The 13,865-nt window shown below is 75.3% G+C and carries 13 protein-coding genes; 7 read left to right on the forward strand and 6 right to left on the reverse strand.

The window, feature by feature from the left end; translation table 11 throughout:
• Position 1: 1 nt before the first annotated feature.
• From V2J85_RS04040 to V2J85_RS04060, 5 genes are all read left to right on the forward strand, one after another.
• A complete protein-coding gene (locus V2J85_RS04040; RefSeq protein WP_261953051.1) occupies positions 2–778 on the forward strand; it encodes an ATP-binding cassette domain-containing protein in 777 nt (258 codons plus the stop codon).
• Positions 775–2,016 (forward strand): sugar ABC transporter permease, encoded by a 1,242-nt coding sequence (locus V2J85_RS04045; RefSeq protein ID WP_261953050.1) that lies wholly within the window; start codon positions 775–777, stop codon positions 2,014–2,016. Before V2J85_RS04040 ends, V2J85_RS04045 begins: the two co-directional genes overlap by 4 nt.
• A gap of 132 nt (positions 2,017–2,148) precedes the next feature.
• Entirely contained in the window at positions 2,149–3,030 is an 882-nt protein-coding gene (locus V2J85_RS04050; protein ID WP_261953049.1) for a universal stress protein, read from the forward strand.
• Between the two features lie 32 nt (positions 3,031–3,062).
• Positions 3,063–3,362 carry a DUF1876 domain-containing protein gene (locus V2J85_RS04055; protein ID WP_261953048.1) on the forward strand — a complete coding sequence of 100 codons (300 nt, stop codon included), beginning with the start codon at positions 3,063–3,065 and terminating at the stop codon, positions 3,360–3,362.
• 42 nt (positions 3,363–3,404) lie between these two features.
• Positions 3,405–4,751, forward strand: a complete 1,347-nt coding sequence (locus V2J85_RS04060; protein WP_330820633.1) for a nicotinate phosphoribosyltransferase — start codon at positions 3,405–3,407, stop codon at positions 4,749–4,751.
• A 61-nt stretch (positions 4,752–4,812) separates the two neighbouring features.
• On the opposite strand, the gene V2J85_RS04065 is transcribed toward V2J85_RS04060, so the two are convergent.
• Positions 4,813–5,694, reverse strand: a complete 882-nt coding sequence (locus tag V2J85_RS04065) for a universal stress protein (protein WP_261953046.1) — start codon at positions 5,692–5,694, stop codon at positions 4,813–4,815.
• A gap of 180 nt (positions 5,695–5,874) precedes the next feature.
• Here V2J85_RS04065 and V2J85_RS04070 point away from each other — a divergent pair, with 180 nt between their 5' ends.
• Positions 5,875–6,636: an HAD family hydrolase gene (locus V2J85_RS04070; RefSeq protein WP_330820634.1), complete on the forward strand. Its 762-nt coding sequence runs from the start codon at positions 5,875–5,877 to the stop codon at positions 6,634–6,636.
• Entirely contained in the window at positions 6,636–9,038 is a 2,403-nt protein-coding gene (locus V2J85_RS04075; protein WP_330820635.1) for a glycoside hydrolase family 65 protein, read from the forward strand. Before V2J85_RS04070 ends, V2J85_RS04075 begins: the two co-directional genes overlap by 1 nt.
• A 17-nt stretch (positions 9,039–9,055) precedes the next feature.
• Here the strand turns inward: V2J85_RS04075 and V2J85_RS04080 are convergent, their stop codons facing one another.
• From V2J85_RS04080 to V2J85_RS04100, 5 genes are read right to left on the reverse strand one after another with little or no spacing between them, the layout of a single operon-like run.
• Positions 9,056–10,621 carry an AMP-binding protein gene (locus V2J85_RS04080; protein ID WP_330820636.1) on the reverse strand — a complete coding sequence of 522 codons (1,566 nt, stop codon included), beginning with the start codon at positions 10,619–10,621 and terminating at the stop codon, positions 9,056–9,058.
• Positions 10,618–11,304, reverse strand: a complete 687-nt coding sequence (locus V2J85_RS04085; protein WP_330820637.1) for a 4'-phosphopantetheinyl transferase family protein — start codon at positions 11,302–11,304, stop codon at positions 10,618–10,620. The genes V2J85_RS04080 and V2J85_RS04085 overlap by 4 nt, the downstream gene beginning before the upstream one ends.
• Positions 11,301–12,407 carry an acyl-CoA dehydrogenase family protein gene (locus V2J85_RS04090; protein ID WP_330820638.1) on the reverse strand — a complete coding sequence of 369 codons (1,107 nt, stop codon included), beginning with the start codon at positions 12,405–12,407 and terminating at the stop codon, positions 11,301–11,303. The genes V2J85_RS04085 and V2J85_RS04090 overlap by 4 nt, the downstream gene beginning before the upstream one ends.
• Complete coding sequence (locus tag V2J85_RS04095) at positions 12,400–13,581, reverse strand: acyl-CoA dehydrogenase family protein (protein WP_330820639.1); 1,182 nt, start codon at positions 13,579–13,581, stop codon at positions 12,400–12,402. Before V2J85_RS04095 ends, V2J85_RS04090 begins: the two co-directional genes overlap by 8 nt.
• Entirely contained in the window at positions 13,578–13,856 is a 279-nt protein-coding gene (locus V2J85_RS04100) for an acyl carrier protein (protein ID WP_261953039.1), read from the reverse strand. The genes V2J85_RS04095 and V2J85_RS04100 overlap by 4 nt, the downstream gene beginning before the upstream one ends.
• Between the last annotated feature and the right edge of the window lie 9 nt (positions 13,857–13,865).

Raw genomic sequence — 13,865 nt, forward strand, 5'->3', positions numbered from 1 at the left:
CATGTCAGCACCTCCGCTGCTGGCGCTGCGCGGCATCTTCAAGCGGTACGGCGCCGTGCAGGCCCTCGCTGACGTCGACCTGGAGGTCCGCGCCGGTCAGGTCGTGGCGCTCGTCGGGGACAACGGGGCCGGCAAGTCCACCCTGATCAAGGTGATCGCCGGGGTCGATCCGGCGGACGAGGGCACCGTCGAGTGGCAGGGCCGGCCGGTGCACATCACCCGGCCGCACGAGGCCCAGGACCTGGGCATCGCCACCGTCTACCAGGACCTCGCGCTGTGCGACAACCTCGACGTGGTCGGCAACCTCTTCCTCGGCCGGGAGATCCACCGGGCCGGGCTGCTGGACGAGGTGGAGATGGAGCGGGTCACGCTCGGCCTGCTCGACACCCTCGCCATCCGGCTGCCCAGCGTGCGGCTGCCGGTGGCCTCGCTGTCCGGCGGCCAGCGGCAGACCGTCGCCATCTCCCGCTCGATGCTGGGCGAGCCGCGGCTGGTGCTGCTGGACGAGCCGACCGCGTCGCTGGGCATCGAGCAGACCGCCCAGGTCCTCGACCTCGTCGAGCAGTTGCGGGAACGCGGCCTCGGAGTGCTCCTGATCAGCCACAACATGGGCGACGTCAAGGCGGTCGCGGACTGGATCGCGGTGCTCCGGCTGGGCCGCAACAACGGCTTCTTCGACGTGACCACCACGTCCCACGAGCAGATCATCTCCTCCATCACCGGGGCCACCGACAACGCGGTCTCCCGCCGCGCGTCCCACTGGGAGACGGAGCGATGACCCGGCAGCGGGAGGGCGAGCAGGCGGCGCGCCGCACCCGGCCGGCGCCGGGGCGGGCCGACCGGAACCCGCTCGCGGCCCTCAAGCGCCGGTTCCACAGCGGGGAGCTCGGCTCGGTCCCGGTCGTGCTCGGGCTGCTCGTGGTGTGGATCATCTTCGAGAGCCTCAACGAGAACTTCCTCTCGCCGCGCAACCTGTCCAACCTGAGCGTGGACATCGTCGGCATCGGCCTGATCTCGACCGGGGTGGTGTTCGTGCTGCTGCTCGGCGAGATCGATCTGTCGGTCGGCTCGGTGAGCGGGCTGGCCGCGGCCGGGTTCGCGGTGCTCAACGTCAACCAGGGCGTCCCGGAGGGGCTCGCGCTGGTCCTGGCCGTGCTCGCCGGGACCGTGATCGGGGCCGTGCAGGGGTTCTTCTTCGCGAAGGTCGGGGTGCCCGCCTTCGTGGTCACCCTGGCCGGACTGCTGGGCTGGAACGGGCTGATGCTCTACATCCTGGGCTCCGCCGGCACCATCAACCTCGACGACCAGGGCCTGCTGGCCAAGCTGACCGGCTATTACTTCACCCCGGTGGCGGCCGCGTACGGCCTGGCGGCGCTCGGGACGGCCGGCTACTTCCTCGCCTCCTACCAGGACGTGCGGCGCCGCCGGGCCGCCGGGGTGCCGGCCAGGCCGCTCGGCGAGATCGTGCTGCGCACCGCGGTGCTGGCGGTCGTCTCGCTGGCCGCGGCGTTCGTGCTCAACCAGTTCCAGGGCCTGCCGCTGGCCCTGCTGATCTTCCTGGTGTTCCTGGTCGGTCTCGACCAGGTGCTGCGCCGGACGCCGTACGGGCGCATGATCTTCGCGCTCGGCGGCAGCGTGGAGGCCGCCCGCCGCACCGGCATCAACGTGGACCTGGTGCGGATCTCGGTGTTCATGGTCTCGGGGACGATGGCCGCGATCGGCGGGCTGTTCCTGGCCTCCCGGGTCACCTCGGCCACCCAGACCGCGGGGTCCGGCAATCTGCTGATGGACGCGATCGCCGCCGCGGTCATCGGCGGCACCAGCCTGTTCGGCGGCCGCGGCCGGACCTGGTCCGCGCTGCTCGGTGTCCTGGTCATCCAGTCGATCGCGTCCGGCGTGGCCCTGATGGGCATCCAGACCGCCGTCCAGTTCATGATCACCGGCGGGGTGCTGCTGGTCGCCGTCGTCATCGACTCGCTCTCCCGGCGGGCCCGGCGGGCGCACGGCAGGGTGTGAGGCGCCCGCCCCGGCCCGGCCGCGCGGGCCCTCTTCCGTTCTGCCGGTGCCGGACCGGACCGCGCCGCGCACCCTGGAGGTGTGGCGACGCACACCGGTCCTGGCCCGGCCCCGAAGGAGAGGAGCGAGGCGATGCAGGAAACCATCACCGCAGGCGTGGACGGTACGCCGGAGTCGTCGGCCGCCGTTCTGTGGGCGGCCCAGGAGGCAGAGCTGCGCAGGGCCCGGCTGCGGCTGCTGCACGCCTGGGTGCTGCTCGCCCCGGAGTCCGCCGGGCCGCCCGGCGGGGAGAGCGACCAGAACTACTGGCCCCACCGGATGATGGACGAGGTGGCCGGTACCGTCCGGGCCCGCTACCCGGACCTCCCGCTGGAGCGGGAACTGGTGCCCAAGGACCCGCTGGAGGCTTTGACGGACGCCGCCGGCCGCTCGGACCTGCTGGTCCTGGGCACCCGCGACCTGGGCCCGGTGTCGCGATACGTACTGGGCGAGGTCGGCCTCCAGCTCATCGCCCGCACCACCACCCCCCTGGTCCTGGTCCGCACCCGGCAAGGCGCGGCGGTGGCCGGCCACGGCGGTGACGTGGTCGTCGGGGTCGGCCTGCACGAACCGCACGAGCCCCAGCTCACCTTCGCCTTCGACTGCGCCCTGCGGCACGGCGTCACGCTGCGCGTCGTGCACGGCCGGCACCTGCCGTCGTTCGCGTACAACCGGGGCGGCGGGGTGGAGCCGTACGCGGCCGAGGAGGCGGCCGCGGTGGCTCGTCAGGACCTGGCCCGGGCGCTCGGTCCCTGGCGGGAGAAGTACCCGGACGTGGCGGTGGACGCGCGGGTGGAGCTGGAGAGCGCGGCGCCGGCGCTGCTGCGCGACACCGCGGACGCCGGGCTGCTGGTCGTCGGGCGCCGCCACCGCCATCTGCGGCCCGGGCCGCGGATCGGCCACGTCGTGCAGGCGGTCGTCCACCACGCCGCGTGCCCGGTGGCGGTGGTGCCGCACGAGGGGAAGGGCGGATGATGACGACAGGGGCACCGAAGCGGAGGTGAACCATGGCGATCAGCGTCGAATGGCCGGTCCGGCTGCGGCTCGTCGAGGAGGGCGGCACGACCACGGCCCGGGTGGAACTCCGTACCCGTGCCGCGACCTTCACCGGGCACGGCACCGCGCGGCGCAGCCCGGAGGACCGGGACGTGCCGGAGATCGGGGAGGAGATCGCGGCCGGGCGGGCGCTGCGGGACCTGGCCGGGCAGCTGCTGCGGACGGCCGACGACGACCTGGAGGACGCCGGTGCCGCGCCGCCGCGGCACGAGACCCGCACCGCCTACGGCTGGACCGACGCACTGGCCTGAGCCGCGGTGGCGGACCGTGCCCGGTCGTGGAAGGAGCCGGCCATGTCGGATGCCACGCTCACCGACCTCTACGAGGTGACCATGGCCCTGTCGTACGTCCGCGAGGGCATGGTGCGGCCGGCGACCTTCAGCTGCTTCGTCCGGGACCTGCCGCCGGACCGGGGCTTCCTGGTCGCGGCGGGCGTGGAGACCGTCCTGACGCACCTGGAGGGGTTCCGGGTCGGGCAGGACGACGTCGAGGTGTTCGCCGAGACGCTGCAACGGCCGGCAAAGGACCTGGCCCCGCTGCTCGGCATGCGCTTCACGGGCGACGTGCGGGCGGTGCCGGAGGGGCGTGTGGTGCTGGCCGGCGAACCGTTGCTGGAGATCACCGCACCGCTCCCCCAGGCCCAGCTGCTGGAGTCGTACGTCCTCAACCAGCTCAGCCATCAGACCGCCCTCGCGTCGAAGTGCGCCCGCTGTGTGCTGGCCGCGCACGGGCGCCCGGTGGTGGACTTCTCGCTGCGGCGCACCCACGGCACCGCGGTGGCCCACACGGTGGCCCGGCTGGGCGCGATGGCCGGTTTCGCCGGCACCAGCAACGTCGCCGCGGCGCACGCCGAGGACCTGCCCGCCGTCGGCACGATGGCGCACTCGTACGTGGAGGCCTTCGAGGACGAGGAGGCGGCGTTCACCGCGTTCGCGCGCTGCCATCCCGGGCCGGTGACCTTCCTGGTGGACACCTACGACACGGCGTCCGGGGTCGCCGCGGCGGCCCGGGTGCTGACCGCCCTGGGCCGCGGGGACGGCTCCGCGATCCGGCTGGACAGCGGGGACCTGGCCCGGCTCTCCCGGCAGGCCCGCGCGATGCTCGACAACGCGGGCCTGCCGCAGGTCCGCATCGTCGCCAGCGGCGGCCTCGACGAGTTCGCGGTGCACGACCTGGTGACCGCGGGGGCGCCGATCGACGTCTTCGCGGTGGGCACCCGGGTGGGGGTGAGCGCCGACGCGCCCTACCTGGACTCGGCGTACAAGCTCGTGGCGTACGACGGCCGGCCGGTGATGGAGCTGTCGGCGGCGAAGGTGAGCGCGCCGGGCCGCAAGCAGGTGTTCCGCCGGCCCGGCTTCCTGGACGTGATCGGGCTGGCCGACGAGGCGCCGCCCGCGGACAGCGTGCCGCTGCTGGCGACGCTGATGCGGGCGGGCGAGTGCTACGCGCCGCGGGACCGGCTGGCGGACGCCCGGCAGCGGCTGACGACGGACCTGGCCGGGCTGCCCGGGCCGGCCCGGCGGATCCGGTCGCCGCAGCCGGTGCGGGCGGTGGTGTCGCACCGGCTGGCCGTGCTGACCGACCGGGTCCGGCGGCGGACCGAGCGCGAGATGCTGGCGCCGTTCGGGGCGGGCGCCTGACGGCCCCGAGGAGACGCGGACCGAGGAGCGGCGGTCCGGGAGACCGCCCGGAGGCGCGCCGTCAGGCCCGTTCCGGGACGACCACGACGGGGCAGTCGGCGTGGCACAGCGCGCTGTGGGCGACCCGGCCGAGCGGCAGCCCGAAGTGCCCGTGGCGGTGCCCCGCGCCGACGACCAGGAGGTCGGCCGCGGCGGCGCGGTGCACCAGCACCTTGTGCGCCGGCCCCTCGACGGTGGTGCGGCGCACCGTGACCGCCGGGTGCTCGGCGGCCGTCTCCGCCAGCGCCGCGTCGAGCTGCTCGGCGGCCTGCTTGTCGTGGTAGCTCTGCGCCTGGGCGGCGAGCAGCGGCGGGTCGTCGCTGCGTTCGTGGGCGGGACAGCGCCAGGCGCGGACGGCCTTGAGGAGACAGCCGCGGGCCTCGGCCTCCCGGAAGGCGAACCGCACCGCCTCCGCGCTCTTCGCCGGTTCGCCGACGCCGAGCAGGATGCTCCGGTGGCTGCCGACCAGCCCGGCCCGGTCGCCGCGCACCACGGCCACCGGGCACCGGGCCCGGGCCGCGACCGCCACCCCGACGGAGCCAAGCAGCCGGCCGAGGACCTCGCCGCGGCCGCGGGAGCCCAGGACCAGCGCGTAGGCGTAGTGGGCCTCGCGCAGCAGCGCGTCGACCGCCTCCTCGGGCAGCACCTCGGCGGAGACCTCGACGTCCGCGCGGCGGCAGCGGGCGCGCTCCACGGCGGCTCCGGCGACGGCCTCGGCGAGCACCTGTTCACCGGGCGGTTCCGCGGCGTCCGGGCCGGACTCCGGGGGCTCGTAGTGCTCCCAGGTGGAGGCGTGCACGATCCGCAGCGGCAGGCCGTGCAGGGCCGCCTCGTCCACCGCCCAGTCCAGGGCCCGCAGGGCCGGGTCCGAACCGTCGACACCCACGACCAAGGGCCGTTCCATGGCCGCCACCGCCCTTCTCACGGTCGTCCGGCTCCCGCCCGCGCCCTCCCATCGTCACCCCGCGTACGGGCGCCCGCCACGTCCAAACGCGCCCGCGGCTGCCGGGCGTGGTGCCATGGAAAGGACACCGACGCCGGACCCGACAGAACCGGCGACGGACAGCGACGAACGGATGTCACGATGACCGGTGCGCCGTTGCTCGCCACGGCCCTGCGCTCACTGCGGGCCGTGGTCCTCGACACCGACGGAGTGATCATCGACTCCGCCCGGCTGCACGCCGCGGCCTGGAAGGAAGCCTTCGACCCGTTCCTGGAGGCCACCGGCGGCCAGCGCCCGTTCGACCTCGTGGAGGACTACCTGCGGTACGTCGACGGCCGCTCCCGGCTGGACGGGGCGGCCACCTTCCTGGCGTCCCGGGGCCTGGACCTGCCGCCCGGCGGCGTGGACGACGCCCCCGGCACCGGCTCGGTCGGGGCCCTGGCCGCACGCAAGGAGCAGCTCTTCACCGCCGGCCTGCGGACCCACACCATCGAGGCCTGGCCCGGCAGCGTGCGCCTGCTGGACGCGCTGCGGCGGGCCCGGGTCCCGTGCGCCGCGGTCTCGGCGTCCCGGCACGCGACCGAGCTGCTGGCCGCGGCCGGGGTGCTGGCGCTGTTCCAGACCGTGGTGGACGGCAACGAGGTGCGCCGGCTGAACCTGCCCGGCAAACCGGACCCGGCGCTGTTCGTCGAGGCGGCCCGGCGGCTGGACGTGCCGCCCCGGGACACCGCCGTGGTGGAGGACGCGCTGGCCGGTGTCGAGGCGGGCCGGCGGGGCGGGTTCGGGCTGGTGGTGGGCGTGGACCGGACCGGCGGCCGGATCAGCGCGGCGGCCCTGCGCCGGCACGGCGCCGATCTGGTCGTGGCCGACCCCGGCGAGCTGCTGGTGGCCGGGGAGGACTGATGGCGCGCCTCTGGAGCTGGTCGTACGAGGGCTATGACCCGGCGGGCGAGCGGCTGCGGGAGACGCTGTGCGCGCTGGGCAACGGCTACTTCGTCACCCGTGGCGCGGCGTGCGAGGTGCTGGGCGACCCCGTGCACTATCCGGGGACGTACGTGGCCGGCTGCTACGACCGGCTCACCTCCACCGTGGCGGGCCGGTCCGTGGACAACGAGGACATGGTCAACATGCCCAACTGGCTTCCGCTGCGCTACCGGATCTGCCCCGCCGACGCCGCTCCCGGCCCGTGGCTCTCGCCCGACCACCCGCATCTCACCGCGCACCGGCAGGCTCTGGACCTGCGCGGCGGCACCCTGACCCGCTCCTCGGCGTACACCGACGAGGCGGGGCGGCGGCTGGGCGTGGAGGAGCGCCGCCTGGTGCACATGGGCGAGCCGCACCTGGCCGCGCAGCGCCTGACGTTCACGGCCGACGGGTGGGCCGGCGCGGTCGAGGTGGAGGCGGCGATCGACGGCGGGGTCCGCAATGCCGGGGTGGCGCGCTACCAGGGGCTGGCCGACCAGCATCTGCGCGGCTGGGAGGCGGGCTCCGAGCGGCCCGACACCATGTGGCTGACCTCGCGCACCATCGACTCGGACATCCTGGTGGCGCTGGCGGCGCGGCTGCGGGCCACACCGGCCCGGGGCGTGGCGCACCAGACCCGGCTGACGGTGCTGCGGACCTTTCAGACCATGGTGCTGCCGATCGGCCCCGGCAGCACCGCGGTCGTCGACAAGACCGTGGCGCTGTACACCTCCCGCGACCCGGCGATCGAGAGTCCCCGGCGCGCGGCGGTCGACTGCGTGGTCCAGGCGCCGCACTTCCGGCAGTTGCTGGCGTCGCACCGCCGCGCCTGGGCGGACCTGTGGCGGCAGGCGAAGCTGGAGGTGCCCGGGGAGGCCGGCCAGATCCTGCGGCTGCACCTCTTCCACGTGCTGCAGACCCTGTCGCCGCACACCGCCGAACTCGACGTCGGGGTGCCGGCCCGCGGACTGCACGGCGAGTCCTACCGGGGGCACGTCTTCTGGGACGAGCTGTTCGTGCTGCCGTTCCTGAACCTGCATCTGCCGCAGGTCTCCCGGGCGTTGCTGGAGTACCGCTACCGGCGGCTGCCGGCCGCCGTCCACGCGGCACGGGAGGCCGGCCGGACCGGTGCGATGTACCCGTGGCAGAGCGCCGGGGACGGCCGGGAGGAGACCCAGCAGCTCCACCTCAACCCGCGCTCGGGCCGCTGGCTGCCCGACTACTCGCGGCTGCAGCACCACGTCGGCTCGGCCATCGCGTACAACATCTGGCAGTACGGACAGGCCAGTGGTGACAGCGACTTCGTGCAGACCAAGGGCGCGGAGATGCTGCTGCAGATCGCCCGCTTCTGGGCCTCGGCCACGGCCTGGGACACCGGGCTGGGCCGGTACCGGATCCGCGGGGTGGTCGGTCCCGACGAGTACCACGACGGCTATCCGGGGGCGGCGCAGCCGGGCGTGGACGACAACGCCTACACCAATGTGACCGCGGCCTGGGTGCTGATGCGGGCCCTGGAGCTGTGCGACACACTGCCCGAGGCGCACCGCCGGCAGCTCTTCGAACGGATGCAGCTCACCCCGGACGAGCCGGAGCGCTGGGAGGACATCGCGCACCGGCTGCATGTACCGCACCACCGCGGCGTCATCAGCCAGTTCGCCGGGTACGGGGACCTCGCCGAACTGGACTGGGAGGGCTACCGGCGGCGGTACGGCGACATCCGGCGGCTGGACCGGATCCTGGAGGCGGAGGGCGACACCGTCAACCGCTACCAGGCGTCCAAGCAGGCCGACGTGCTGATGCTCGGCTACCTCTTCTCGCCGTCCGAACTCGCCGCCGTGTTCGGCGGGTTGGGGTATCCGCTCGACGAGGACACCTGGCACGCCACGGTGGACTACTACCTGAGCCGCACCAGCCACGGCTCGACGCTCAGCGCGCTGGCCCACGCCTGGGTGCTGGCCCGGGTCCAGCGGCCCGACGCCTGGGCGTACTGCGAGGAGGCGCTGGCCGGGGACGTGGCCGACGTCCAGGGCGGTACGACCGCGGAGGGCATCCACCTGGGCGCGATGGCCGGCAGCCTGGACCTGGTGCAGCGCGGCCTGACCGGGCTGGAGACCCGGGAGGAGGCCCTCTGGCTGGACCCGGCCCCGCTCCCGCAGCTGTCGAAGTTCGCGGTGCGGATCCGCTACCGCTGGCACTGGGACGTCGATCTGCGGATCCGCGCCGAGCAAGTGGGCATCGCCGTACCGGAGTCGGACCTGCCGCCGGTCCGGGTCCGGCTGCGCGACCGGTCCTTCGTCATCGCGCCCGGCACGGCCCGCCGCCTCGACCTGCCCGACCCCTGACGCGCCGGGCGCCCTCGCTAAGGGGCGCGGTCCGGCGCGCCCGGCAGCAGCGCGTCGAGCGCGGCGCGGTCGGTCTTGCCGTTGGCGTTGAGCGGCAGGGCGTGGAGGGCGGTGAGGGTGGCCGGGACCATGTAGCCGGGGAGCCGGTCGCGCAGGGCCGCGCGGAGGCCGTCGGCGGTGGTGCCGGGGATGCCGGTGTACGCGGCGGTGAGTTCCACGCCGCCGGGGGTGCTCCGGGGCAGCACGGCGGCGTCCCGGACGCCCGGCAGGGCGCGCAACGCGGCCTCGACCTCGCCGAGTTCGACGCGGTAGCCGTGCACCTGGACCTGCTGGTCGCCGCGGCCGAGATGGACCAGCGGCCGGCTGCCGTCGCCGGCGGCCGGGACGGCGGACGCGTCCAGCGCGGTGACGCGGTCGCCGGTGCGGTACCAGTGGTCGTCGGTCAGCGGTGTGGCCGGGTCGTACGGGGAGCCGTCGGGTGCCAGGAAGCGGCCGGTGTTGTCGGCCGGGTCGAGGTAGCCGGGGAAGCGCTGTGCGCCGCGGACGCACAACTCGCCGTCGTGGTCGAGGAGTTGGAGTCCCGGGTAGGGGGCTCCGATGGGGACGGTGCCGTTGGCCGGGGTCGGCCAGTGGGCGGGGTCGGGGGGCAGGCGGTAGGCGGTGCAGGTCACGGTCAGCTCGGTGGGGCCGTAGGCGTTCTCCAGCCGGCTGTGCGGGGCGGCGCGGTGCCAGGCCGCGGCCTGCTGGAGGGTCAGCGGCTCACCGCAGAACATGCTGTGGCGCAGCGTCGGCATGCTGTCCGGCTTCAGCGCGCGGAACCGCCGGGCGAGGGAGATCACCGACGGTACGGAGTTCCAGTGGGTCAGGGCGTGCCGGTTGACGAAGCGCACCGGGGCGAGCAGGTCGTCGCGGGACGGGACGACGAGGGTGGCGCCGCTCCCCCAGGTGGTGAACATGTCGTGCACGGACGGGTCGAAGGTGAGGTCGAAGGTCTGTGCGCAGCGGGCGCCGGGGCCGGCGGCGGCGCGCGGGACGGCGTGCGTGAGGTAGGCGCAGACGTTGCGGTGCTGGATGGGGACGCCCTTGGGGACGCCGGTGGAGCCGGAGGTGAAGAGGAGGTAGGCGAGGTCCTCAGGGAGGGCGGCGGGCAGGGCGGGGAGCGGTGCGGCGGTGAGGTGCGGCAGTTCGGGGTCGGTGCGGGTGACCAGGGGCACGCCGGGCGGGGTGGGCGAGGCGGCGGTCCCGTCGGAGAGTACGGCGTCGAGCCGGGCGGCGCGGACGATCCGGGCGTTGCGCTCGGCCGGGAAGGCGGGGCCGAGCGGGACGACCGTGGCGCCGAGGCGCAGGACGGCGAGGTATCCGGCGTAGGCGACGGCGGTGCGGCCGGCCAGCAGGCCCACCCGGCGGGGCGGGGTTCCGTCCAGGCGGTCGAGCAGCGCGGCCGCGAGGGCGTCGGCGCGGGCGGCGAGCCGGGCGTAGGTCAGCGTGCTGCCGCCGGTCTCCAGCGCGGGCCGGTCCGGGTGGGCGGCGGCCGTGGCCGCGAACCAGTCGTACAGGGTGTGCCGTGCGGCGGGGATGCTCACCGTTCGCCTTTCCAAGGGATGGGGTGGTGCGCGGCAGGGGTGCCGGGCGTACCAGCGGGCCCGCCCCGCGTGCCTGCGGTCATGGCGAATGCGCAGCTCAGCGGGGTGCTGGAGTGGTCGCGCAGGCTCAGCCAGCGGTAGCCCTGCCAGCGGCCCGAGCGGGCGCCGGGCGGGACGTCGATGGTCCAGGGCCGCCCGGCGAGGCCCAGTCCGCCGGCCTTGACGCAGGCTTCCTGGGCGGTCCACACCCAGGCGACCTCCTCGGCGGCCGCGGCCGGGGGCAGTGCGGTGAGCCGCCCGGCGTGCGCTCCGAGCAGCCGCCGGGCGAAGGAGGCGCTGACGGCGGGGTCCGGGCACTGGACGTCCACGCCGACGGCGCGCCCCGGCGCCACCCCGGCGGCGAGCGCGCCCCGGCTGTGGGACACGCTGATGCCGAGGTCCGGGTGCCCGCGCAGATGCGGCTTGCCCCGCCGGTCGGGGACGATCTCCGCCCCGGCCGGGCCGGGCCGCACGGCGGCCAGCAGCTGCCGCAACAGCCCGCGGCCGGCGAGGAATTCGCGGGCCCGCCATTCGGGCAGGGCGGCCGCCCGGAGCCGGTCGTCCCGGTGGGTGCTGGGGGCGGTGCGGTCCGCGGTCGTGGTGGCCACCCAGACCCCGCGGGCCACCTCGATCGGTGCCGTCACGGCAGGGTGCCCGGCCGTTCGAGGGCGGCCAGCACGTCCTCGGCGGCGTCCGCGAGGATGCCGAGGACCACCTCGTCGGCGCCGCCGCCGATGCCGAACAGCGCGGCCTGGGCGCGGAGTTCCTGGATCCCTCCGGTGGTGAAGCCGGCCGCGCCCCACAGCTGGGCGCAGTCGGCGAGGACGTGGTGGACGGTGGCGCCGGCGGCCGCCTTGAGGGTGGCGGCCGCCGTGGCGTCGTGCCGCAGCGCCACCTGGTCGGCCAACTCGACGGTGAGGGCGTGGAGTGCGCGTACGCGGAGCAGGCCGGCCGCGAACCGCTGCCGGACCGCGTCACGGTCCCACAGGGCGCCGTCCCCGTGCGGGCGCCCGGCGAGGCGGCGGTGGGTGTCGGCCAGCACCCGGCGGCACAGCGCCACGCCCCACTGGGCGCCGGCCAGCCGTTCGGTGCCGATGTGGCGGGCGAAGAGCGGCAGTCCGAGGCCGACGCGGCCGAGCACGTGGTCCCGGCCGAGCCGTACCCCGTCGAAGGTGACGTGGCCGGCGCCGGAGGCGGCGAACAGGGCGGAGTCGGCGGGGCGCACGGTGACGCCCGGTGCGTCGGCCGGCACCAGGACCCAGGTGAAGTGGGTGAAGTGCCGTCCGGGGCGGTGCCGGGCGAGGACGAGGAAGTGGGCGGCGGTGGTGGTGTTGGCGATCCAGTTCTTCTCGCCGGTCACGTCGAGGGCGTCGTCCTCGATCCGCAGTTCCGTGCGGAGGGCGGTGAGGTCGGTGCCGGCGGTGACGTCGGTGGCGGCGAGGGCGAGGGTGGCCCGCCCGGCGAGCGCACCGTCCAGGGCCTGCCGGGCCACCGGCGCCCGGCCGGTGGTGAGCAGGGGCAGCGCGGTGGCCAGCTGGACGCTGACCGACAGGGTGGCGGCGACGGAGAAGCGGGCGTCGACGGCGGTGAGCAGATCGGCGAGGCCGGCCGGGTCGATGCCGGTGCCGGGCCGCCGGTCGCGGTAGGCGCCGGCGGTCAGGCCGGCGCCGCCGAGTGCGGCCCAGACCTGTGCGCCGGGTGCGGTGCGGGGCAGTGCGTCGAGCGGGGCGTAGCGGGCGTCAGGCAAAGCTCACCCCCTGGTCGCGCAGCGCCAGCCGGCCGTCGGCGAGGTGCAGCCGGTCGTTGCTGTAGTTGAGCGGCGCGGACCGCAGGTCGCGCAGGGCCTGTTCGAGCCGGGTGGGTGAGTCCTTGAGGTAGCCGTGGCGCAGTCCGAGCGCGGCGATCAGGTCGTCGACGGCCGCCAGGCACTCCTCGGAGGCGGTGATCTTCAGCGCGTTGAGCTGGAGCTGGCGGGCCGGTGCGGACAGGTCGGCGCCGAACTCCACGGTGCGCAGGGCTTGTTGGAGCAGGGCGTGCACGATGTCGAGGCGCTGCCGGGACCGGGCGATCCGGGTGAGGAGGAGCTCGGAGGTGAGGTCGAAGCGGGCCCGGCCGGCGGGGCTGCGCAGCAGGCGCAGCACGCGGGAGAGCGCCCCGGCGGCGGTGCCGAGCCAGACCGCCGACCAGCCGAGGTGGGCCAGCGGCCCGAAGACCGTGGCCGCGATCCGGTGGAACTCCCCCACTTCGCCGACGACTTGGTGGCCGGGGACGCGTCCGGTCAGGGTGAGCGCGGCGCTGTGGCCGGCGCGCATGCCCATCGGCTGCCAGTCGCCGGAGGCGGTGAGGTCGAGCTGGTCGCGGTGGGCGTAGACCAGCGTCACCTCGTGGGCGGTGGCGTCGGCCCCGGGGCTGCGCATGGTGATCAGGAAGCCGTCGGCGTGGGCGCCGCCGGTGACGATGGGCGCGAACCGCTCCACCGCCAACTCGCCGCCCTCGTCGGCAAGTTGCGCCTGTGCGCTGAGCAGGTGGCCGCCCTTGCCGGCCTCCGTGGTGACGGAGGCGAGGTAGCACTCCCCCGCCGCGATCCGCGGCAGCACCTCCTTGCGCAGCCGCTCGCTCCCGTAGCGGACCAGGGCCGCCGCCTGCTGGCAGTGCATCGCGAAGATCATGCCGACGGACATGTCGCTGCGCCCGAGGGTCTGGGCGGCGGCCACCAGGTCCCGTGCGGTGCCGCCGAGTCCGCCGTGTGCGACGGGGACCAGCAGGCCGAGCAGGGCGGTGCGGCGCAGCGCGTCCAGCGCGGCCACCGGGAATTCCGCGGCGCGGTCGGTGTGGGCCAGGTGTTCCTCGGTGGCCTCGGTGACGGCGGCGAGCCGGTCGGTCAGGTCGAGCGGGGGCCGGGGGGCGGGCTCGGTGGTCATGCGGTCTCCCGGCCGGCCGTGCCGTCGCCGGCGCCCGCCGGCAGCTGTGCGGCGATCACGTTCCAGAGGCTGCCGGCGGTGGCGAAGGTGGTGTCGTTGAGCTCCTCGTCCGGCAGCGAGATGCCGAAGGTGTCCTCGACGGCGAACAGCAGCTCGATGGCCTGCATGGAGTCGACGCCGAGTTTGCGCAGGTCGGTGTCGGGGGTGAGGGTGATCTCGCCGGGGCCGGCGGGCTTGAGGAAGGGCCGCAGCAGGGCGGTGAAGCGGGCGTCCATGGGGTCTCT

The sequence above is a fragment of the Streptomyces bugieae genome, assembly GCF_036352915.1.
GTDB classification, from domain to species: domain Bacteria; phylum Actinomycetota; class Actinomycetes; order Streptomycetales; family Streptomycetaceae; genus Streptomyces; species Streptomyces endophytica.